Annotated in this window: 17 protein-coding genes and 1 pseudogene; 16 read left to right on the top strand and 2 right to left on the bottom strand. The window is 57.1% G+C overall.

Annotated features, from left to right (window positions below; genetic code table 11):
• Positions 1-8: 8 nt before the first annotated feature.
• Positions 9-1,364: an MFS transporter gene (locus ACS1BR_RS09025; RefSeq protein WP_463561618.1), complete on the bottom strand. Its 1,356-nt coding sequence runs from the start codon at positions 1,362-1,364 to the stop codon at positions 9-11.
• 106 nt (positions 1,365-1,470) lie between these two features.
• On the opposite strand from ACS1BR_RS09025, the gene ftsY reads away from it, so the two are divergent.
• Positions 1,471-2,586 (top strand): signal recognition particle-docking protein FtsY, encoded by a 1,116-nt coding sequence (ftsY, locus tag ACS1BR_RS09020; RefSeq protein WP_463561617.1) that lies wholly within the window; start codon positions 1,471-1,473, stop codon positions 2,584-2,586.
• A gap of 106 nt (positions 2,587-2,692) precedes the next feature.
• Positions 2,693-3,520, top strand: coding sequence for an exodeoxyribonuclease III (locus ACS1BR_RS09015; protein ID WP_463561616.1), 828 nt, complete (start codon positions 2,693-2,695; stop codon positions 3,518-3,520).
• A 103-nt stretch (positions 3,521-3,623) separates the two neighbouring features.
• Here the strand turns inward: ACS1BR_RS09015 and ACS1BR_RS09010 are convergent, their stop codons facing one another.
• Positions 3,624-5,285 carry a glycoside hydrolase family 16 protein gene (locus ACS1BR_RS09010; protein WP_463561615.1) on the bottom strand — a complete coding sequence of 554 codons (1,662 nt, stop codon included), beginning with the start codon at positions 5,283-5,285 and terminating at the stop codon, positions 3,624-3,626.
• A gap of 376 nt (positions 5,286-5,661) precedes the next feature.
• Here ACS1BR_RS09010 and ffh point away from each other — a divergent pair, with 376 nt between their 5' ends.
• The 14 genes and pseudogenes from ffh (at position 5,662) to ACS1BR_RS08940 (ending at position 17,786) form a co-directional block, all read left to right on the top strand.
• A complete protein-coding gene (gene ffh, locus ACS1BR_RS09005; RefSeq protein ID WP_463561614.1) occupies positions 5,662-7,254 on the top strand; it encodes a signal recognition particle protein in 1,593 nt (530 codons plus the stop codon).
• Positions 7,255-7,755, top strand: coding sequence for an NUDIX domain-containing protein (locus ACS1BR_RS09000; RefSeq protein ID WP_463561613.1), 501 nt, complete (start codon positions 7,255-7,257; stop codon positions 7,753-7,755).
• A 46-nt stretch (positions 7,756-7,801) separates the two neighbouring features.
• Positions 7,802-9,643, top strand: a complete 1,842-nt coding sequence (locus ACS1BR_RS08995) for a hypothetical protein (RefSeq protein ID WP_463561612.1) — start codon at positions 7,802-7,804, stop codon at positions 9,641-9,643.
• A gap of 225 nt (positions 9,644-9,868) precedes the next feature.
• A complete protein-coding gene (gene rpsP / locus ACS1BR_RS08990; RefSeq protein WP_463561611.1) occupies positions 9,869-10,276 on the top strand; it encodes a 30S ribosomal protein S16 in 408 nt (135 codons plus the stop codon).
• Between the two features lies 1 nt (position 10,277).
• Positions 10,278-10,520, top strand: a complete 243-nt coding sequence (locus tag ACS1BR_RS08985; RefSeq protein WP_463561610.1) for an RNA-binding protein — start codon at positions 10,278-10,280, stop codon at positions 10,518-10,520.
• A 99-nt stretch (positions 10,521-10,619) separates the two neighbouring features.
• Positions 10,620-11,201 carry a ribosome maturation factor RimM gene (rimM, locus tag ACS1BR_RS08980; RefSeq protein WP_463561609.1) on the top strand — a complete coding sequence of 194 codons (582 nt, stop codon included), beginning with the start codon at positions 10,620-10,622 and terminating at the stop codon, positions 11,199-11,201.
• Between the two features lie 3 nt (positions 11,202-11,204).
• Positions 11,205-11,999 (top strand): tRNA (guanosine(37)-N1)-methyltransferase TrmD, encoded by a 795-nt coding sequence (gene trmD / locus ACS1BR_RS08975; protein WP_463561608.1) that lies wholly within the window; start codon positions 11,205-11,207, stop codon positions 11,997-11,999.
• A 154-nt stretch (positions 12,000-12,153) separates the two neighbouring features.
• The gene (locus ACS1BR_RS08970; RefSeq protein ID WP_463561607.1) at positions 12,154-12,669 is read left to right on the top strand and encodes a hypothetical protein; all 516 of its coding nucleotides are present in this window, start codon (positions 12,154-12,156) and stop codon (positions 12,667-12,669) included.
• Positions 12,670-12,930: 261 nt separating this feature from the next.
• The gene (gene rplS, locus ACS1BR_RS08965; protein WP_463561606.1) at positions 12,931-13,284 is read left to right on the top strand and encodes a 50S ribosomal protein L19; all 354 of its coding nucleotides are present in this window, start codon (positions 12,931-12,933) and stop codon (positions 13,282-13,284) included.
• 89 nt (positions 13,285-13,373) lie between these two features.
• Positions 13,374-13,952 (top strand): signal peptidase I, encoded by a 579-nt coding sequence (gene lepB / locus ACS1BR_RS08960; protein WP_463561605.1) that lies wholly within the window; start codon positions 13,374-13,376, stop codon positions 13,950-13,952.
• Between the two features lie 121 nt (positions 13,953-14,073).
• The gene (gene lepB, locus ACS1BR_RS08955; protein ID WP_463561604.1) at positions 14,074-14,874 is read left to right on the top strand and encodes a signal peptidase I; all 801 of its coding nucleotides are present in this window, start codon (positions 14,074-14,076) and stop codon (positions 14,872-14,874) included.
• A 4-nt stretch (positions 14,875-14,878) separates the two neighbouring features.
• Positions 14,879-15,637: a ribonuclease HII gene (locus tag ACS1BR_RS08950; protein ID WP_463561603.1), complete on the top strand. Its 759-nt coding sequence runs from the start codon at positions 14,879-14,881 to the stop codon at positions 15,635-15,637.
• Positions 15,638-15,814: 177 nt separating this feature from the next.
• Complete coding sequence (locus ACS1BR_RS08945; protein ID WP_463561602.1) at positions 15,815-16,240, top strand: YraN family protein; 426 nt, start codon at positions 15,815-15,817, stop codon at positions 16,238-16,240.
• Positions 16,241-17,786: pseudogene (locus ACS1BR_RS08940) on the top strand (YifB family Mg chelatase-like AAA ATPase).
• Positions 17,787-17,795: the final 9 nt, after the last annotated feature.

The following is a 17,795-nucleotide window of genomic DNA, read 5'->3' as shown; positions in this document are numbered from 1 at the left end:
CGACACACCTATTTCCCCGTATACCCTTCCTCCGCAAGCTCCACCGGGAACCCGGGTTTTCGCCCGGGCAACCACCCCAAAGACGACACCAGGAGCAAACAACCCGAGACAGCAAAAGCAGGCCCGTACCCCCAATGGTCAACAATCCAACCGGCAAGAATAGGACCAATAATCTGCCCCAGGTCGGAGGCCATCTGAAAAGTAGCTAACACCTGGCCCCCGGCACGGGAACTACCGATCACATCTGCCACCGCAGCCTGCATCGAGGGGGCGAGAAGACCGGTCCCCACACCGGTCAACCCGCTGAAAACCGAAAACCACACCGGTGAAGCAGAAAAACCCACGGCCACGGTAGAACCCGATGCCACCAGCAGCCCCACAAAAATCAGTAACCGCCGACCGTACCTATCAGAGAGCGCACCAGCAACATTTTGCATTACCGCATTAGACGCCGCATAGGCGGCCATAGCAACACCTGCCAGCACCGTACCTCCGGCCTCCGGATCATAACTCTCACCGGCATGATAGCTAGCTAACAGGGCCACAGCGGCAAGCGGCACCAGCGAAACCCTAATCCCCAGAGCCGCCCAACCCATCGCAAAATTTGTGGTGAGTGCCGACCGATAATTCGAAAATTTCACGGCCTGACCAAACCGCAGCCGAGGCTTATCCCCACCGGTAGCCGAATCCGCACCGGCAACATCCCTCAAAAAGAACAGCACCACGGCAGCAGCCACCACCAGGGCACCTCCGTAAATCACGAAAGGCAACCGCATACCCAAACCGGCCAGCACCGACCCCAAAACCGGCCCCAAAATATTACCCAGCAAAAACGACGTGGCATAGTAACCAGAAATCCTGCCCCGCAAACCCGCAGGGGAGAGCCGCACCAACAGCCCCATCGCCGAAACCGAGAACATAACCGACCCAACACCACCCAGGGCGCGAAAAGCCATGAGCGAAGCATAATCCCACGAAGCTGCCGTCCCAAAAGAACCGAGAGCCACAATGAGCAACCCACACATATAGGTGGTGCGCTCGCCAAACCGGCTTACCGAGGCGCCAGCACCGGGGGCGAAAAGAAGGCGGGTCAGGGCAAACATCGACACCACTGCTGAGGCTGCCATGGCCCCCACATCGTAGCTGGCGGCGTAGCGGGGCAGTACCGGGGCTACAAGCCCGTAACCCAGCGCAATCACAAAGGAGGCAAGAATGAGAACCCACAGTTGGGCGGGCATCTTTGCGCGATGCTGGGTGGGTTCCGGTGATGAGGTGAGATTGCGATACTGCTCTGCCGCTTGCGGAATAGCGGCGGTGACGGGTATAGCCCCGGTGTCCATGTGTCGGGGGGATTTATCGGCCATAGATATTTACTTTACTTGAGAAATAAATTGTTCGCCGAGTGGGTATTTTTGCACTCGGAGTCGCAAGAGGCCGCCGGTATTCTGCTGGCTGTGAGAAGCTAGAGAAGTGAACGATACCCTGACTCTTATTGTGTATATTCTTCTCGGCGTGCTCGTGCTTGCCGGTGTGCTGACGGTTCTGCTGCGGGGGCCTAAAGCCCCGAAGGGAGGATATGATTCCACCCGTGACCCCGATGATTCTGTAGCGGAGGTCGAAGACGGTGCCGACGGTGATAGGGGGGTAACCCTTGACCGTCCCGCCCCCGTAGCCGGAAGGCTTGTGCGCCTACGTGCCCGCCTGTCACGCTCCAATAACCTGCTGGGTAAAGGTCTGCTGGCTCTGCTCTCGCGGGATAAAATTGACCGGGATGTGTGGGACGAGGTTGAAGAGACCCTGCTGATGGCAGATCTTGGCGCGGCTTCTGCACAGCGTCTGGTGGATTCGCTCCAGCAGCGGGTTCGGGTAGAGGGAACCAGCGATCCTGCCGCGGTGAAACAGATGCTTAGCGAAGAGCTGGTTAAGGTGGTGGGCCCCGATACTGATCGCGGCCTTCATCTGGATGGTGAGGATGGAAAACCCGGCGTGGTGCTGGTGGTGGGCGTCAACGGCGTGGGTAAGACCACCACGGTGGGTAAGCTTGCCCGTGTCATGGTTGCCGAAGAAAAGAAGCTCCTTTTGGGTGCGGCTGATACCTTTCGTGCCGCTGCGGCCGATCAGTTGCAAACCTGGGGCAACCGTGTGGGTGTGGAGACCGTGCGCTCTGAGAAAGAGGCCGCAGATCCCGCCTCTGTCGCCTATGAGGCTGTTCGCCGGGGAATAAATCTTGGCGTTGATACCGTGATGATTGATACCGCCGGTCGGCTGCAGAATAAAGCGGGACTCATGGATCAGCTGGGTAAGATTAAACGCGTCGTTGAAAAGGAAGCCCCGGTGACCGAGGTTCTTCTGGTGATCGATGCGACTACCGGGCAAAACGGCATGATTCAGGCAAAAGTCTTTGCCGATGTGGTGAATATTACCGGTATTGTGCTCACCAAGCTCGATGGTTCGGCTAAAGGCGGTATCGTGGTCGCAATTCAGGAAGAACTGGGGGTTCCGGTGAAACTTGTGGGTCTGGGTGAGGGACCCGACGACTTGGCTCCCTTTGACGCCCAAGGTTTTGTGGATGCCCTGCTGGACTAGGGGCAGCCGCTGTTTCTTCTCATCGAGATGAGACAGGCACGTGAGGTTATTGGCCCGCCCGAGCTCTCTCGGGCGGGCCAATAACCTTTTTCGTAGAATGGGGAACATGAAACTTATCTCCTGGAATATTGATTCCCTGAACGCTGCGCTGACCAGCCCCTCGGCGCGTGCCCTGCTATCGCGGGACGTGCTGGCCGACCTTTCACGGCAAGCCCCCGATATTCTGGCGATCCAAGAAACTAAACTCCCGGCTGCGGGGCCCAGCGCAAAGCACCGTCAGGTGCTTGAGGACTATTTTCCGGGTTACAGGCTGGAGTGGACCGTTTCCCAAGAGCCCGCGCGGAAGGGTTATGCGGGAACCATGTTTGTGATCAGTCCGGATCATGACCCGAAGGTGACCTTTCCAAAGATTGGAAGCCCCGGCACCATGGATGCTGAGGGCCGTATTATTACCCTGGAGTTCGATCACTGCTATGTGACCCAGGTGTACACGCCCAACGCCTCTGAGGGGCTCCGCCGTTTGGCGGAAAGGCAGGTCTGGGACAGAAAATACGCGGATTATGTGGCGGATCTTGACCGCTCTAAGCCCGTTCTGGCTACCGGTGATTTCAATGTTGCCCACACCGAGATTGACCTTGCCAACCCGAAAGCTAACACCCGCTCACCGGGGTTTACGGTGGAGGAGAGAGAGGGGTTCACCCATCTTCTTTCCCGGGGGTTTACTGACACTTTCCGTCATCTGCACGGTGACGTGACCGGGGCCTATACCTGGTGGGCGCAGAGGTCTAAGACCTCAAAAATTAACAACACCGGATGGCGTATCGACTACTGGTTGGTTTCTGACAGGGTGGCGGAGAACGTGGAGGCTTCGGAGATGATCAGTTCGGGTCCCAGGCAGGATCACACACCTATTCTTCTGGACATTAGTCTCTAGCGCTGTGTGCGGGCACGCTGTCCCGTGTCCGGGCACATATAAAAGCTGCCGGCGGTCTTGTGGCAAGACCGCCGGCAGCTGGTTATGTCAGCACCTGTGGCGCCTATTTTTTAGTGCCGGGTTTGCGGTGCTTACGGTAGTAGCGTACCGAACTGTGGCGGGGGCCAGAGTGAACCGGCTTGTAGCTGAAGGTCCACATGAGCATGGCGATACCCAGGGCAATGAGTCCCGCTGCCAGGGCGAGTAGCACGGGGGAGGCGCCGGTGTAAGCGAGGGTCTTCTGCCCGTTTGCTACGGGTGAGCTGCTTGCCCGCGACTGAACCGTGGATTCGTCAATGACCTGTACCGAGCTGTCGTTGGTGGTGCCCTCAGCTGAGGTCATAGCCTCGATGTTGCCGGTCAGGGACGCGGAGTCATCGGTGGTATCGGTAGCGGCAGTATCCGGGGATTGCTCCACTGATGGTGAAGAGCCTGTGCTGCTGGTTTCAGTTTCGAGCATAGTCGGTTGTTGAGTGACGGTTTGATCGTCGCTGCTCCCTGTACCCGGGGTTGCGGCGGCGGTGAGAGTCTCTGCCGGTGCGGTGCTACCGATCGAGGAATCTGTTGAAGAATCGCTAGCTTCAGGGGCGGGGCTCTCCTGCGTGCCGGTGGACTCGCTTGCCTGAGCCGTGGGCTCAGCTTGAGCTGTGGGTTCAGCCTGAGCTGTGGGCTCAGCCGGTACCGTTTCAGTAGCCGAAGGTTCGGCGGGTACCGGTTCGGTGGGCTGAGGAACTACCGGACTTTCAACGGATGACGAATCGCTGCTTTCCGTAGCAGTGGGGACGGCATCGGTCGGACTTGTATCGGTGGAACCGGAGTCAGTCGAGTTATCGCTCTGGTCCGGGTTCATATCCCAGTACCGGTAGTAGTCCACCGAAATAGTTTGGCGGTCACCGGTGGCATCGGTGGGCTGGCCCCAGTAGGGACTTCCGGCCTGTGCGGAGAAGATGGTGTACATGGCGGTGCCGTCGGCAAACGACTGCTGGTAGCCGGGGGCTGAGGAATCAACGCTGAGGAAATCAACACCGTCGATGGAGAGGGTGATACCCTGGGGGGTTTTCTCCACCCCGTACACATGCCAGTCGTCGCCCACGGTATTCCATGCGCTCTGCTTTCTCTGGCCGGTGCTGGAGATAAAGTGTACAGAGCTTGAGGACTTGCCGGTGATAGAGAAGTTGGGTTCCTTGGACTGGGAAGCGTTGTTGCTGCCGTAGGATTCAACGATATCGATCTCGCCGCCCTGCTTATCGGTGTTGAGCATCCAGGCCCCGCCCCAGACACCCTGGGCGGTTTCGGCGGTGGTGGGGGTCTTGACCCGCATCTCCCAGTAACCGTATTCCTTAGCGGCGGTGGGCTGCTGCTCAACGCGCGCACTGCCCCAGGTGCGGTGCTTGCCGTCGGATGTGGTGACGTTTGCCTGGTTCCGCACGATAGAGAGATTGAGGGACCCGCCGGAGACATCGACATTCTGACCGAGAATGTACCCTGAGTCGTAGGAGAGCCAGTCTTGGTCAAAAACTTTCCACTGCTGGGTGTCAAGCTGGGAGCCGTTGAACTCGTCGACCACGTCAGCGCAGCCGTATTTTTCGTTGTAGCTGGTTGCGCACTGGGTTGACTGCGAAGCTTCTGTCGATGAATCAACCGCGAACGCTCCGATGGCAGAGGCGGCGCCGGCGCTTATCACGGCGGTGGCAAGAGTAACGGAAGTTATCTTCTTCTTGTTCATAGTTTCCTAGACATATGTTGGTGAGGAAAGTGTGCAAGGAGAGAGCGGTCTTGTGAGGGTGTACCGCGGCCGCTTTCCCGTGTATGGTTTCTAACCTACGCCGAATGAGATGGGTTGTAAGAACTCAAAATGTATATACTTTGGCGAATCCCGTCCTTTAAATCGTTGAAAACTGATGCCTTTTGGGGGACAAGTGTGGGGTTAAGATTTGGGGTTGCCGTGAAAACGGAGGAGATCGCGGGGGACGCCGGAGAGTTTTCTAGTTTCTCAGCGAACAGCCCGGTGGCGGATCGCCGGATACGTTATTCTTAGTGGAGATTTAGAAATTTTCGAGGTTCGCACCTCAACCCCCGATATCGAAAGTGGTTCACGGCCCGTGTTCAATTCGCTCTCTGATCGTCTGACCAACACTTTTAAAAACCTGCGCGGTAAAGGTCGCTTGACCGAATCTGACATTGATTCGACGGTGCGGGAAATACGCCGCGCCCTCCTCGATGCGGACGTTGCCGTGCCCGTGGTTCGTGAGTTTGCGGCTCGGGTGAAGGAGCGGGCTCTGGGGGCCGAGGTCTCTGAGGCTCTAAACCCCGGCCAGCAGATTGTAAAAATTGTCAACGAGGAACTGGTAGAGATCCTCGGTGGTCAAACCCGCCGTATTAATATGGCCAAATCGGGCCCCACCATTATTATGCTGGCGGGTCTGCAGGGGGCCGGTAAAACCACCCTGGCGGGTAAATTGGCCAAGTGGTTAAAGGCCCAGGGTCATACGCCCCTGCTGGTTGCCTCTGACCTACAGCGTCCCAACGCGGTGACCCAGCTGAAGGTGGTGGGCGAGCGCGCCGGGGTGCCTGTTTTTGCGCCGCACCCCGGCGTGACGAGCGAGTTTGATGTTCCCACCGGGGACCCGGTGGAGGTTGCCCGCGAGGGGGTGGCCAGTGCGCGCGCTAAGCTTCACGATGTGGTGATTGTTGATACCGCGGGCAGGCTGGGCGTTGACGCGGAGCTGATGCAGCAGGCTCGAAATATCCGCAACGAGATTGATCCGCATGAGGTACTTTTTGTTATCGACGCGATGATTGGCCAGGATGCTGTTAACACGGCTTTGGCCTTTAACGAGGGTGTCGATTTTACCGGTGTGGTCCTTTCAAAGCTCGATGGTGACGCTCGAGGCGGTGCTGCGCTGTCTGTTGCTTCGGTGACAGGCAAACCCATCATGTTTGCATCGACCGGGGAGAACGTCGATGATTTTGAGCAGTTCCACCCCGACCGCATGGCTAGCCGTATTCTGGATATGGGCGATGTTCTCACCCTGATTGAGCAGGCCGAGGCAAACTGGGACAGGGCTGAAGCCGACCGTATGGCGCAAAAGTTTGCTGATCAGGAAGACTTTACGTTTGAGGATTTTCTTGCGCAGATGCAGCAGATTCGCAAGATGGGCTCGATGAAGAAGCTGCTGATGATGATGCCGGGTGCGGCCCAGATCCGTCAGCAGCTTGATCAGTTTGATGAGAAAGAGATTGACCGGGTTGAGGCGATTGTGCGGTCGATGACCCCGCACGAGCGTGTTGCTCCCAAGATCATTAATGGTTCACGGCGGGCGCGTATTGCCGCGGGTGCGGGTGTAACGGTTTCCGAGGTTAACCAGCTGATGGAGCGGTTCGCGCAGGCTCAGAAGATGATGAAAAAAATGGCGGCGGGTAATATGAGCGGTTTACCCGGCGGTATGCAAATGCCGGGTATGGCCGCGGCGGCCGGTGCGGCTAAGAAGTCGCGTAAAAATAACAAGAAGAACAGTAAAAATAGGAAGGGGCGCTCGGGCAACCCCGCCAAGAGGGAGCAGCAGGCTTTGCAGCAGAAGCAAAAGCAGAAGGCGGCTGCCGGGTCGGCTTTTGGGCAGACTAACCAGGATTTTAAGGCGGATGATCTCAATCTGCCCCGGGGCTTTGAGAAATTTTTGGGCGGAGATAAATAAGTGGCGGATACCTACCTTAATCACGATGAACTGGTCGCCTTCATTGCGACTCTTCCGACCCGCCGTCTGGCAGCAGCAGCGCTCATCCGCGATAGCGGTGGCCGAATCCTGGCCGTTCAACCGAATTATCGGGACGGGTGGTCTTTACCCGGGGGCACCGTTGAGGCGGGGGAGGCACCCAGGGACGGCTGCTTTCGCGAGGTGAGAGAGGAGACCGGCCTTGAGCTGCCCCACGGCCGGGTGCTGGCAATTTTTCACGGCCTACAGATGGGGGTTTGGGGAGATTCCACCTACTATATTTATGACGGTGGAGTGGTTGATCCCCGGACACCGATCGTTCTTCAGGACGAGGAGTTGCTGGATTACGCCTGGGTGGAGCCCCAAGAGTTTTCGCGCTATTTTAGCGAGGGATTTGTCCGTCGTCTGAATGACTGCCTGCTGGCGCTGCGCACCGGAGGGGTCTTTGAGACAAGTTCGAGTGAGAGCCTGCACCGGACATAGGGCCCGGTGTCACACAAGATAATGATCGTGAGGAATTTTGACCAACATGTCTGATCCATCCCCCCGGGGACCTGGGGAAGAGCCTTCAGCTTCAGCCGATCAGCTGACGACGTCGTGGGTACGTGTCAGCCTGGATTATGGGCGTATGGGTTTTGAGACAGAGGGTGCGGAAGACGAGACCGATCAGCGGGGTTCCGATGAGAGAATGCGCGCTGAGATTGAGCGTATTCTCGGTTCCGCGGGGGCATCTGAGGGCGAGAGCCCGACGCAGGAGGGGCCGCAAGCCTCGTTTGAGGGTATTGACCTGTCGGCTCAGGCGCTTGAAGAGATGCTGACCAAGGAGATCATTTCTTTTGAGAGTATCCCGGCTGCCGAGCGCGGCACGGGCAGTGATTCTCCGGCTGAGCGAGAGGATCGGGGTGACATCTCCGGGGAAGAGAATATACCGGTGGGTGGGGTAGAGAGCTCCTCTGAATATGAGCAGAAGGTGAGTGAGGCGACCTCCGACGACGTGGTGAGTGCTCTTCGGGCGGCTAGTATAGATCTTCCCGAGGTCATGGTGTACGAGGCCGATATGAACCACCTTGATATTTTTGTGCTGTGTATGAGTCACCGTGGCCGCCTGCTCACCGCGCGTCCCACCGGTACCGGGGATCTTGAACCCGGAGTCGATTTTTACGATGAGTTTATCTCTGACCTTCTCGATAGGCTACCCGTGCGCGGGGGGCTGTGTGTCGAGGAGGATTCGTATACGGTGAGCGCACCGGTGACCCTTTGGGGGGAGACGGTGCAGCTTGATTCTGATTCCAGGGCTGCAGCACTGGTGGAGCTTGAGGTAGATATGCTACCGGGTATTCTCCGGGAGATGGAGCTTCCGGGGGCGGTGGAGGCTGCACCTTCGGATAATGGCTGGAGTCTTGTGAGCGCAGATCCGGTTTCCCTGCTCATGCTTTTGCGCAGTGCGGGTAGACCTTCCGTGGTGGCTGAGTCAACCGGGGTGAACCACCATCTTTCTTTTATCCTTCCCGGAGGTGCTACCGGTGGAGGTGACGAGCCCGGCAGCTGGGGACAGTGGATGCGCACGGTGGTGGGGGATCCGGTACCCGATGATTCGGGCGATGGTACCGTTATCGACCTGGTGTGGGGGCCGCCCAAGGTGCTTACCCGCCGTGTTGAACAGGATTCTTTAGCTGCCGATGCTCTGTGGGATCTCCCGGGGAACCTACCCGATCCGTTCAACCGGGTGCGTTTAGCTGAACGGGTAGAGAACCTCATCTGGGTGTACGGTCTCGATTCCAGCGAGGCGCGACGACTGCGTAACTATGTTGACGATTCGGTATCGGAGCTGGGTATGGAGTCGGTGCTTCAACTGCTTGAAATCTCCGATGCACTGGCAAAGGTTGTGCTGGAGAGTCTACAGATGGAGAGCCTGGACGGTTACCGGATTTTTGAACCTTCCGTCCCTGAGCCCGGTCAGAAACACGGTGCGGGAGTCTCGCGAAGGGGCATAAAATTCCGATCTGAGCGCCTGCACGGTGGGGTGCGTATTGATTCTGCCGGAAAATTTGTTGCCTCGGGTGCACTCGCATCCCTGGTGGCGGTGCGCCGTATCAGGGGAAAATCTGCGGGGCTGGCCGCTCTAGGATCGGTAACATTTTTTGGGTTAGGTCTGGCTGACGTTGCGGGTCAGCGTTCTGCCGAGGACAGGAAAGAGCTTCGCGGGGAACCACGGCAGGGTGTTCAGACCGGTGAACCTTCGCTCATGGAAGAGCTGCGGTATTCGGCTGAAACAGCAGAAACAGGTGGTACCGTTTTGCCGGCGGTTCGCGGTCGGTTCCAGCGTGCGGTGCATTACCTCAGAAAGCTTGCACAGAAATATCGTGACTAGATGGCTTGCCCGGAAGGGAGAATCATAGCGGAAGACACACCGGCCGAAAGCGGGTGGAATCTGGACTAAACTCCCTCTCTTTGGCATAATCTTTCTGGTACTCGATGCACGCGGCCCCTCTCACCGCGTCGCATAGTGTTCGATCAGAGAGGTAGGGGAAGGCTCGCCCCACGAGCGCTGAACTGACTTCTCGCCCCAATAATAGAAACAGGAGAGTCCACAAAAGTGGCTGTTAAAATTCGTCTGAAGCGTTTCGGTAAGATCCGTGACCCCCGCTACCGTGTTGTGGTGATGGATTCACGCACTAAGCGTGATGGTCGCGCGATCGAGGAGATCGGCATTTACCAGCCGACCGAGAACCCCTCGCTGATCGTGATTGATTCTGAGCGCGCTCAGTACTGGCTTTCTGTTGGTGCGCAACCGACCGACCAGGTCCGTAAACTTCTGAAGTTGACCGGTGATTGGGCAACTTTTAAGGGTGAAAAGGCAGAGAATACCGTTAAGCCGGTTGAGTCAAAGCCCGAGTTTGTTGTTCCCGAGAAGGGCTCGGTTATTCTGCCCGAGGCTATCACGCCCAAGGCAGAAGAAAAGGCTGAAGAGGTAGCAGAAGCTGCTGAGGAAGCGGCTGAGTAAGATGCTAGCTGATGCACTCGAACACCTGGTTCGGGGGATTGTCAATCATCCTGACGATGTGTTGGTTCGGTCTCGAAGTGGCCGACGCGGTGAGACCCTGGAGGTTCGGGTAAACCCTCAGGACCTTGGCCGGGTTATCGGCCGTCAGGGGAGAACCGCCAACAGTATTCGAACGGTGATTGACGCGATTAATGACGGCGACCGTATTCGCGTGGACGTTGTTGATACCGATCGTAAACGCTAGCTCGAACGCGTAGCCGGTGTAAACAGTGAAATGAACCTGAGTGATACCATGTGCTCAGGTTCATTTTTGTGTTGATTGAGAGGATAAAGGGAACTTTTAGTGCAGGTTCTGGTTGCCCGGATTGGTAAGCCCCACGGGATTCGCGGAGAGGTAACGGTTGAGCTGTTTACCGATAGCCCCGAGACGCGGTTTGTGCAGGGGGTAAAGCTTGATATTGAAGATTTTAGTCCCCGGAGTGAGCTGGCTCAGCTTGCGCCCGACGGGCAGCTTACTGTTGTGTCTGCCCGCTGGAATAAGAAGATTCTTGTGGTGGGTTTTGAGGAGGTCTCAGACCGCAATGCCGCTGAGGCCCTGCGGAATACCCGTCTGGTGTTTGAGAGTGAGGAGGCCGGGGACGAGGGCTACTATGAACATGAGCTTGTGGGGCTGAGGGTCTACCTTGCCGGGGAGATGGCCCGGGGAGAGGAGCCGTCGGGTCGGGGTATTGGAAGGGTAACGGGTTTGCGACCTATGCCTGCCCAGGACCTGCTGCTCTTTGAGCTGTCCGACGGAGAAGAAGTCATGATTCCTTTTGTGGATCAGCTGGTGCCCAAGCTCAATATAGAGGAGGGCTATGTACTGGTTAATCCGCCGGAAGGATTGTTCAGTATTGGCCGTGAGACGGGTGGGGGAGAGAACTAGGCTGTGCGGTTGGATATTGTGACGATCTTCCCCGAGTATTTGGCGCCGCTGGAACTTTCCCTCTTGGGCCGGGCCCGGCGGCGCGGAATTATTGATCTTGGTATCCATGATTTGCGCGACTATACCCATGATCGGCACAGGACGGTTGATGACACACCCTACGGTGGGGGTGCGGGGATGGTGATGAAGCCTGAGCCCTGGGCTCTTGCCCTGGAGGAAGTTCTTGAGCGCTCACCCGCGGTATCTGACTCTGAGGTCGGTGAGGAGGGGCGGGCACTACTCATTGTTCCGTCCCCTGCGGGTGAGGTGTTTAGTCAGGAGATGGCCTACGGGCTGTCTGAAGAGCAGCACCTTGTTTTTGCTCCAGCGCGGTATGAGGGGATTGATGAGCGGCTGATTGACTGGGCTGCGGAGTCTTTTCGGGTGTTGCCGGTTTCTCTCGGAGACTATGTGCTCTACGGTGGTGAAGCCGCGGTGATGGTGATGATCGAGGCGATTGTGCGATTGCTACCCGGTGCTGTGGGCAACCCCGACTCCCTTGTCGAGGAGTCTCATACCGGGGGACTTTTGGAGTACCCGGTGTACACGAAGCCGGCGGTATGGCGCGGTCGACAGGTCCCCGATGTTTTGCTATCGGGCAACCATGCCGCGGTAGCCCGCTGGCGCCGGGACAGGCAGATAGAGCGCACTTTTAACAGGCGCTACGATATGATCTCCGCAATACCCGATGAGAGCTGGGACAGCAATGACCGCCGGCTACTGGAGTTTCTGCATGTCAGCGAGACGACGAAGAGATAGATTTCGGACAGCCCGATAAAACAAGGGACACCGTGTCCTCCCATATGTGGACATTTGTACCCCTGAGGGTGTCTGGTACCAAAAAATTATTGAGTCTATTCTAAATACTGTTTCAACACACACTCTATGAAGCGCACTGTTTTGAAAGGCTCCCATGACCACGGAATACATCCCACGACACAGCAAGAAGACCGGGTTCGCCACATCAGCGGAGGAATCTTTGGCGGCCAACGGCCTGGCGCTGGACAGCCCCCCCGAGGTACCTGAAGAGGTGCATCGGGAGGGGGCGACTGAGATGCAGTTCACCGACCGGGATGAAGAAGCGCCCAACCCCGAAATTGTTCTGAAATACAGCAAATGGCCGCTGAAAGATAAGCCGGTTCCCGGAGATGTCGTGCTGATTGATCTCGAACTGCGCAACCCCAACCCCTACGCTATCGATGCTGAACTTCAGCTGGGGGCACAGTTCAACGGGATTTTTAACAACCAAATCTCCGCCACAAAACTGCAACCCTATGCCACTTTTCAAAGTACGGTGCGCGGTAGGATTACCCAGCTTGCTCTCGATATCGGGGTGTTACACCGCGTGGTCAACATCTATGTGCGCCCCTCGGGAAAACACTACTATCAGACCAAAATTTCATATCCGGTAAATATTCGACTGCGTTAGGCCTCACAGCTGTGGACCCCGATACTTTTGTGGCGGTCATCCATAAAAAATGTAATAATTAGTTCTTGTGTCCACTCTGGGTGCGCCCCTGCCGCAGGGGGAAGAGCGACCGTAACAGGGTGACCGTGCAAGCTAAGAACGGGTGAGCACGTAACCGACGTTTATTCGCCGCGGTGTTTTTCGGTGCCCGGTCACCGAATTGCTGTCGACGAACACAAGACGAGAGTATTAGACCTGCGGCTGGTACCTCAGGAGAAGATCATGCAGACTCTTGACTTTATTGACAACAGGTCGCTTCGAGATGACATTCCCAGCTTTGGCCCCGGAGACACCCTCAATGTTCACGTGAACATTGTTGAGGGTAACCGTTCCCGCGTGCAGGTCTTTAAAGGTTTTGTTGTGGGCCGTCAGGGCGGCGGGGTGCGCGAGACTTTTACCGTGCGCAAAGTTTCTTTCGGCGTCGGAGTTGAGAGGACTTTTCCGCTGCACTCACCGATTATTGACAAGATCGAGGTGGTCTCTCGCGGCGATGTCCGGCGCGCAAAACTCTACTATATGCGTGACCGCCACGGTAAGGCTGCTCGTATCCGTGAGAAACGCGATAACAAAGCCTAGGGTTCTTTAGGCTGTCTATGGATGAGACCGAAAGGTCAGTATCAGCAAACAGGCGCCGGCTCCGTTTTCGGGGGTGGCGCCTGTTTGCTGTGGCATTCCTTCTTGCGTGTACCGTGCTACTCATTATTCGCGGTTTCCTTTGTGAGGTGTACGCTATACCCTCGGAGTCGATGCGGCCGCTGCTGGAGCCCGGGGACCGCATTATTGTTGACAGAACAGACCGCGATATTGGGCGCGGTGATGTGGTGGTTTTTGACGGTGAGGGATCGCTGAGCCCCTACCGAGGTGCTTCGCCCTGGCTGAGCAATCCGCTGCAGACCGCCGGCCAGTGGCTGGGAATTGCCGGTAGTGACACCGTATACGTCAAACGGGTAATTGGTCTGGGAGGGGACACCGTTTCCTGCTGCACTAACGGTAAAATCACCGTCAACGGGCAGGAAGTCACCGAAGATTATTTGTATCCCGGTGACTCGGCTTCTGCCAGCGAATTTACGGTCAGTATTCCCGAGGGAAGAATGTGGGTCATGGGGGACCACCGCGCAGCCTCCCGTGATTCGCGTGACCTTCTGGCAGCACCCGGGGGCGGCATGGTCAGGGTTGACAAGGTGATCGGGAAGCCCATTTTTATTGCTTGGCCATTTTCTCGCTGGGGCGAGATAGAACAGTAGGGTGCAGATTTTCTTTGGGCGTGCACAATTGCCCCCTCCACAACCGAGCAGTTAGCCCACCGTTTTCAGCTTGAGCGGTTAAACTGTCTCTTAGCGTGGCATCACATACGGAAAGGTTATTATGGCGGAGGATCAGTCCTATACCGGTGGACCGGTTGAACCCGAGCAGGTTCCCGAGTCAAAAAATCGGTCACGGCGGCGAGGAAAGAAAGGCTCACAGGAACCCACCACCCGCCGTGCCCGCCGCGAGCGCGAGAAAAACAGCTTTCGCGCGCAGGTTAAAGAGCTCTTTTATGTTGTTCTCTACGCGCTGGTGATCGCCTTTTTGCTGAAATCTTTTGTTGTGCGCGGATTCTATATTCCCTCGGGTTCTATGGAGAATACACTCCAGGTCAACGACAGGGTTTTTGTGAATGTTGCCGGTGCAAAGCTGGGTGGAGCTGAGCGGGGGGACATCATCGTTTTTAGAGATACCCAGGGCTGGATAGACACTTCAGCCCAGACGGCGAACCCGATTCGGGACGCGCTGTCTTTTGTGGGCCTTCTTCCCGATGCCTCGAATAACTATCTGGTGAAAAGGGTTATCGGTGTGGGTGGCGATCACGTGGTGTGCTGTTCTGCCGACGGTAAGATCACGGTTAACGGTGAGGAGATCACCGAGGACTATCTTTACCCCGGTTCTCGTCCCTCTGAGATTCAGTTCGATGTGATTGTTCCGGAGAACTCTTATTTTGTCTTGGGTGACCACCGTGATAACTCGGCGGATTCGCGGTACCACATTGAGAACGGTACAGAGTTTATTAGTGATTCCAGTGTGGAGGGCGAGGTGTTTGTGGTTGCCTGGCCGCTGAATCATTTTGGTTTTATTGGGGGGGCCTCCGCGGTCTTTACCCATGTGCCCGGTGCGTCTGAAAACAGCTAGCGGGGTGGGGCCAAAGCGTACGGCAACGCTGGATGTTGAGCGGGATTTCTTTTCGTCGGGTATTCAGTTGGTTGCGGGAATGGACGAGGTGGGCCGCGGGTCCCTTGCCGGACCGGTGGGGGTTGGGGTTGCTTTTGTTCCCGCCGGAAGCACCCTGGCTGTGGACGGTCTTACTGACTCGAAGGCGCTGAGCGAAAAGAAACGCACCGCTATGGTTGCCCTTATTGATCGGTGGTGTGCCACCGCGGTTGGCTACGCTTCTCCGGCAGAGATTGATGCCCTGGGCATGACCTGTGCTCTGCGTCTTGCCGGTCAGCGGGCGCTATGCCGGGCTGTTGCCACCGCGGGGGCTTCCCCCGAGGTGGTGCTGCTCGACGGCAGACACGACTGGCTTTCACCGCCTGTCAGGGACGATGGGTTGGATCTGTATACAGGACTCCTTGCCGAGGCATGGGGAGATAGTACTCCCTGGCGGGGCGCCGTGAAAACTGTCGTTCGCGGCGATTATCGGTGTGCCTCGATTGCGGCGGCATCGGTGGTGGCAAAGGTGGATAGGGACCGGCTGATGGGTGAGCTGGACCACCGGTACTCAGCCTATGGGTGGGCAAAAAATAAGGGTTACGGTTCGGTTTCCCATCGCAGGGCTTTGAGTGAGCTGGGGCCCAGTGTTGAGCATCGGTTGACCTGGAACCTGGGGGTGGATGCTGAGTCGGTGAGGAAAGCGTATGTTCGGCGGGCCGCTGGGGTTGCAGGAGAGGGCTAGGGTTTTTTGGGGTCCTGGGGTCTTTTCGGGGTCCGGAATTATCAGTAGTGTCAGGTTGTTATTACTCTAAAATATGTGCACCGGGGGTCTGTGGATGAGCGGAGTCCGGTGCTTACAGTGTGCTTGGTTATTCACAGATAGCCCCTGCGCTGGTTTTTCGTTCTGTGGTATTGGAATATGTCAGCAAGAGCTGATCACTATTCGAAGGACGATGACACCGTGTACAGTAAACATCTACGGGTAGGACGTTGGGGAGAACATACCGCGGTCTGTGTTCTTGAATCATTGGGGTACACCCTGCTTGAGCGTAACTGGCGTCCTGAAGCCGGTAGTGAGGCATCCGGGTGCGGTGAAATTGATGCGGTGATGGTGGATCCTGACGATAATCTGGTTTTTATTGAGGTCAAAACCCGAACTTCGACAGAGTACGGTCATGCTCTTGAAGCTATTGGTGCTGCTAAGAGTAGAAGGCTGCGGGTACTTGCTTATACCTGGTGTCGTTGCCATCCTAATAACCGGTACCGGACACTTCGTATCGATGCCATCGCAATTACCGGGAACCCAACCTCGTTTGTTTGGGAGCATGTGCAGGCGGTGGTGTAGGTGAGTTTTTCCCGAACCTACTCGGTGGCGCTGGTGGGGGTTGCCGGCCACATTGTTGAGGTTGAGGCTGATATTTCTCAGGGATTGCCGGGGTTTGTGCTCTTGGGGCTTCCCGATGCCGCCCTCAGCGAGGCCAAAGACCGGGTGCGTTCCGCCGCTAAAAATGCGGGTCTACCACTGCCGCAGCGTAAGCTAACTGTCAACCTTACTCCGGCGACCCTACCCAAACGCGGCTCGGGATTTGATCTTGCGCTGGTGGTGGCCGCACTGCAGGCGGATAAACAGCTCCGGGGGAGCGGAAATACTATCTTCTTGGGGGAGCTGGGCCTTGACGGCTCAATACGCTCGATCCCCGGTATTCTCCCCGCGGTACACGCCGCCGTGGAAACTGGATTTCACCGTTTCGTGGTGCCTGAGGGCAATGCTGCAGAAGCAGCTCTTGTCCCCGGGGCGAGTGTGCATGGAGTTGCCTACCTCGCAGATGTTTTGACAGCCCTGGGTGCTGACCCGGAAACGGTGACCTACCCGGCACAGCCCCACACCGTTTCGGGGATTGCCGAGAAACCGCCCACCGAATTTTTCTTTAAAGATATGGCAGATATTGCGGGACAGGCAGAGGGCCGACTGGCCCTGGAAATTGCTGCGGCGGGAGGGCACCACATTCTTTTCAAGGGTCCGCCGGGGTCCGGAAAAACCATGCTAGCCGAACGGCTCAACGGTATTCTTCCTGAGCTGGACGATGCCGCAGCCATGGAGGTTACCGCGGTGCATTCTCTGTGCTCGGCGGGTGTGAAATGTTGCGACCTCATACGAACCCCGCCTTTTGAGGCTCCCCACCACACGGCATCTACCCCGGCTCTTCTGGGTGGAGGTAGCGGAATTCCTCAGCCCGGTAGCATCTCGCGCGCACATCGGGGTGTGCTTTTCCTCGATGAAGCCCCGGAGTTTAAACGCCGTGTACTTGACTCTCTCCGGCAGCCGCTAGAGACGGGGGAGATCAGCATCGATCGATCCGCCGCTTCGGCAGTTTACCCGGCTCGTTTCCAGCTCGTACTCGCAGCTAATCCCTGTCCCTGCGGCAACAATACCGGGCGGGGTCTTGAATGCACCTGCAGTTCACGTGACCGCCGCACCTATTTTGCGAGGCTCTCGGGGCCTCTGCTCGATCGTATTGATATGCGGGTACTTGTCCCCAAGGTGTCTTCGGCTGAGCTTGTTCAAACGAGCCCGGGTGAATCGAGCGGGGTGGTTCGGGCGCGAGTAGAGAAGGCCCGTGCTGCCCAGAAGCAGAGACTTTCCCCCTACGGGATCAGTACCAATGCCGAGGCCGGGGGGCAAAATTTTGCGCGGACAGCTGAGGCTTTCGGCCCGGTTGACCGGGGAGCTTTCTTCCGCTGTCGATCGGGGCAGTTTAACCGCCAGGGGCTATGACCGGGTCCTACGAACAGCCTGGACTCTGGCAGACCTTGACGGTGCGTCCTCTCCCGGGAAGGACCACCTCGATCTCGCGCTCTACTATCGTAATATGACCCATATTTTGGGCTAGTGTCAGGAG

The sequence above is a fragment of the Rothia sp. 18CD1-1 genome, from assembly GCF_055285355.1.
The sequence above is the reverse complement of the archived record's forward strand: the minus strand, read 5'-3'. Positions and strand labels throughout refer to the sequence as shown.

Excerpts from the sequence above, each read along its gene's own strand:
- ACS1BR_RS08970 (WP_463561607.1), top strand. The coding sequence starts at position 12,154 with ATGACCACGGAATACATCCCACGACACAGCAAGAAGACCGGGTTCGCC.
- ACS1BR_RS09015 (WP_463561616.1), top strand. The coding sequence starts at position 2,693 with ATGAAACTTATCTCCTGGAATATTGATTCCCTGAACGCTGCGCTGACC.
- ACS1BR_RS09010 (WP_463561615.1), bottom strand. The coding sequence starts at position 5,285 with ATGAACAAGAAGAAGATAACTTCCGTTACTCTTGCCACCGCCGTGATA.
- ACS1BR_RS08945 (WP_463561602.1), top strand. The coding sequence starts at position 15,815 with ATGTCAGCAAGAGCTGATCACTATTCGAAGGACGATGACACCGTGTAC.
- ACS1BR_RS08995 (WP_463561612.1), top strand. The coding sequence starts at position 7,802 with ATGTCTGATCCATCCCCCCGGGGACCTGGGGAAGAGCCTTCAGCTTCA.
- lepB (WP_463561604.1), top strand. The coding sequence starts at position 14,074 with ATGGCGGAGGATCAGTCCTATACCGGTGGACCGGTTGAACCCGAGCAG.
- ACS1BR_RS09025 (WP_463561618.1), bottom strand. The coding sequence starts at position 1,364 with ATGGCCGATAAATCCCCCCGACACATGGACACCGGGGCTATACCCGTC.
- rplS (WP_463561606.1), top strand. The coding sequence starts at position 12,931 with ATGCAGACTCTTGACTTTATTGACAACAGGTCGCTTCGAGATGACATT.
- ACS1BR_RS08985 (WP_463561610.1), top strand. The coding sequence starts at position 10,278 with ATGCTAGCTGATGCACTCGAACACCTGGTTCGGGGGATTGTCAATCAT.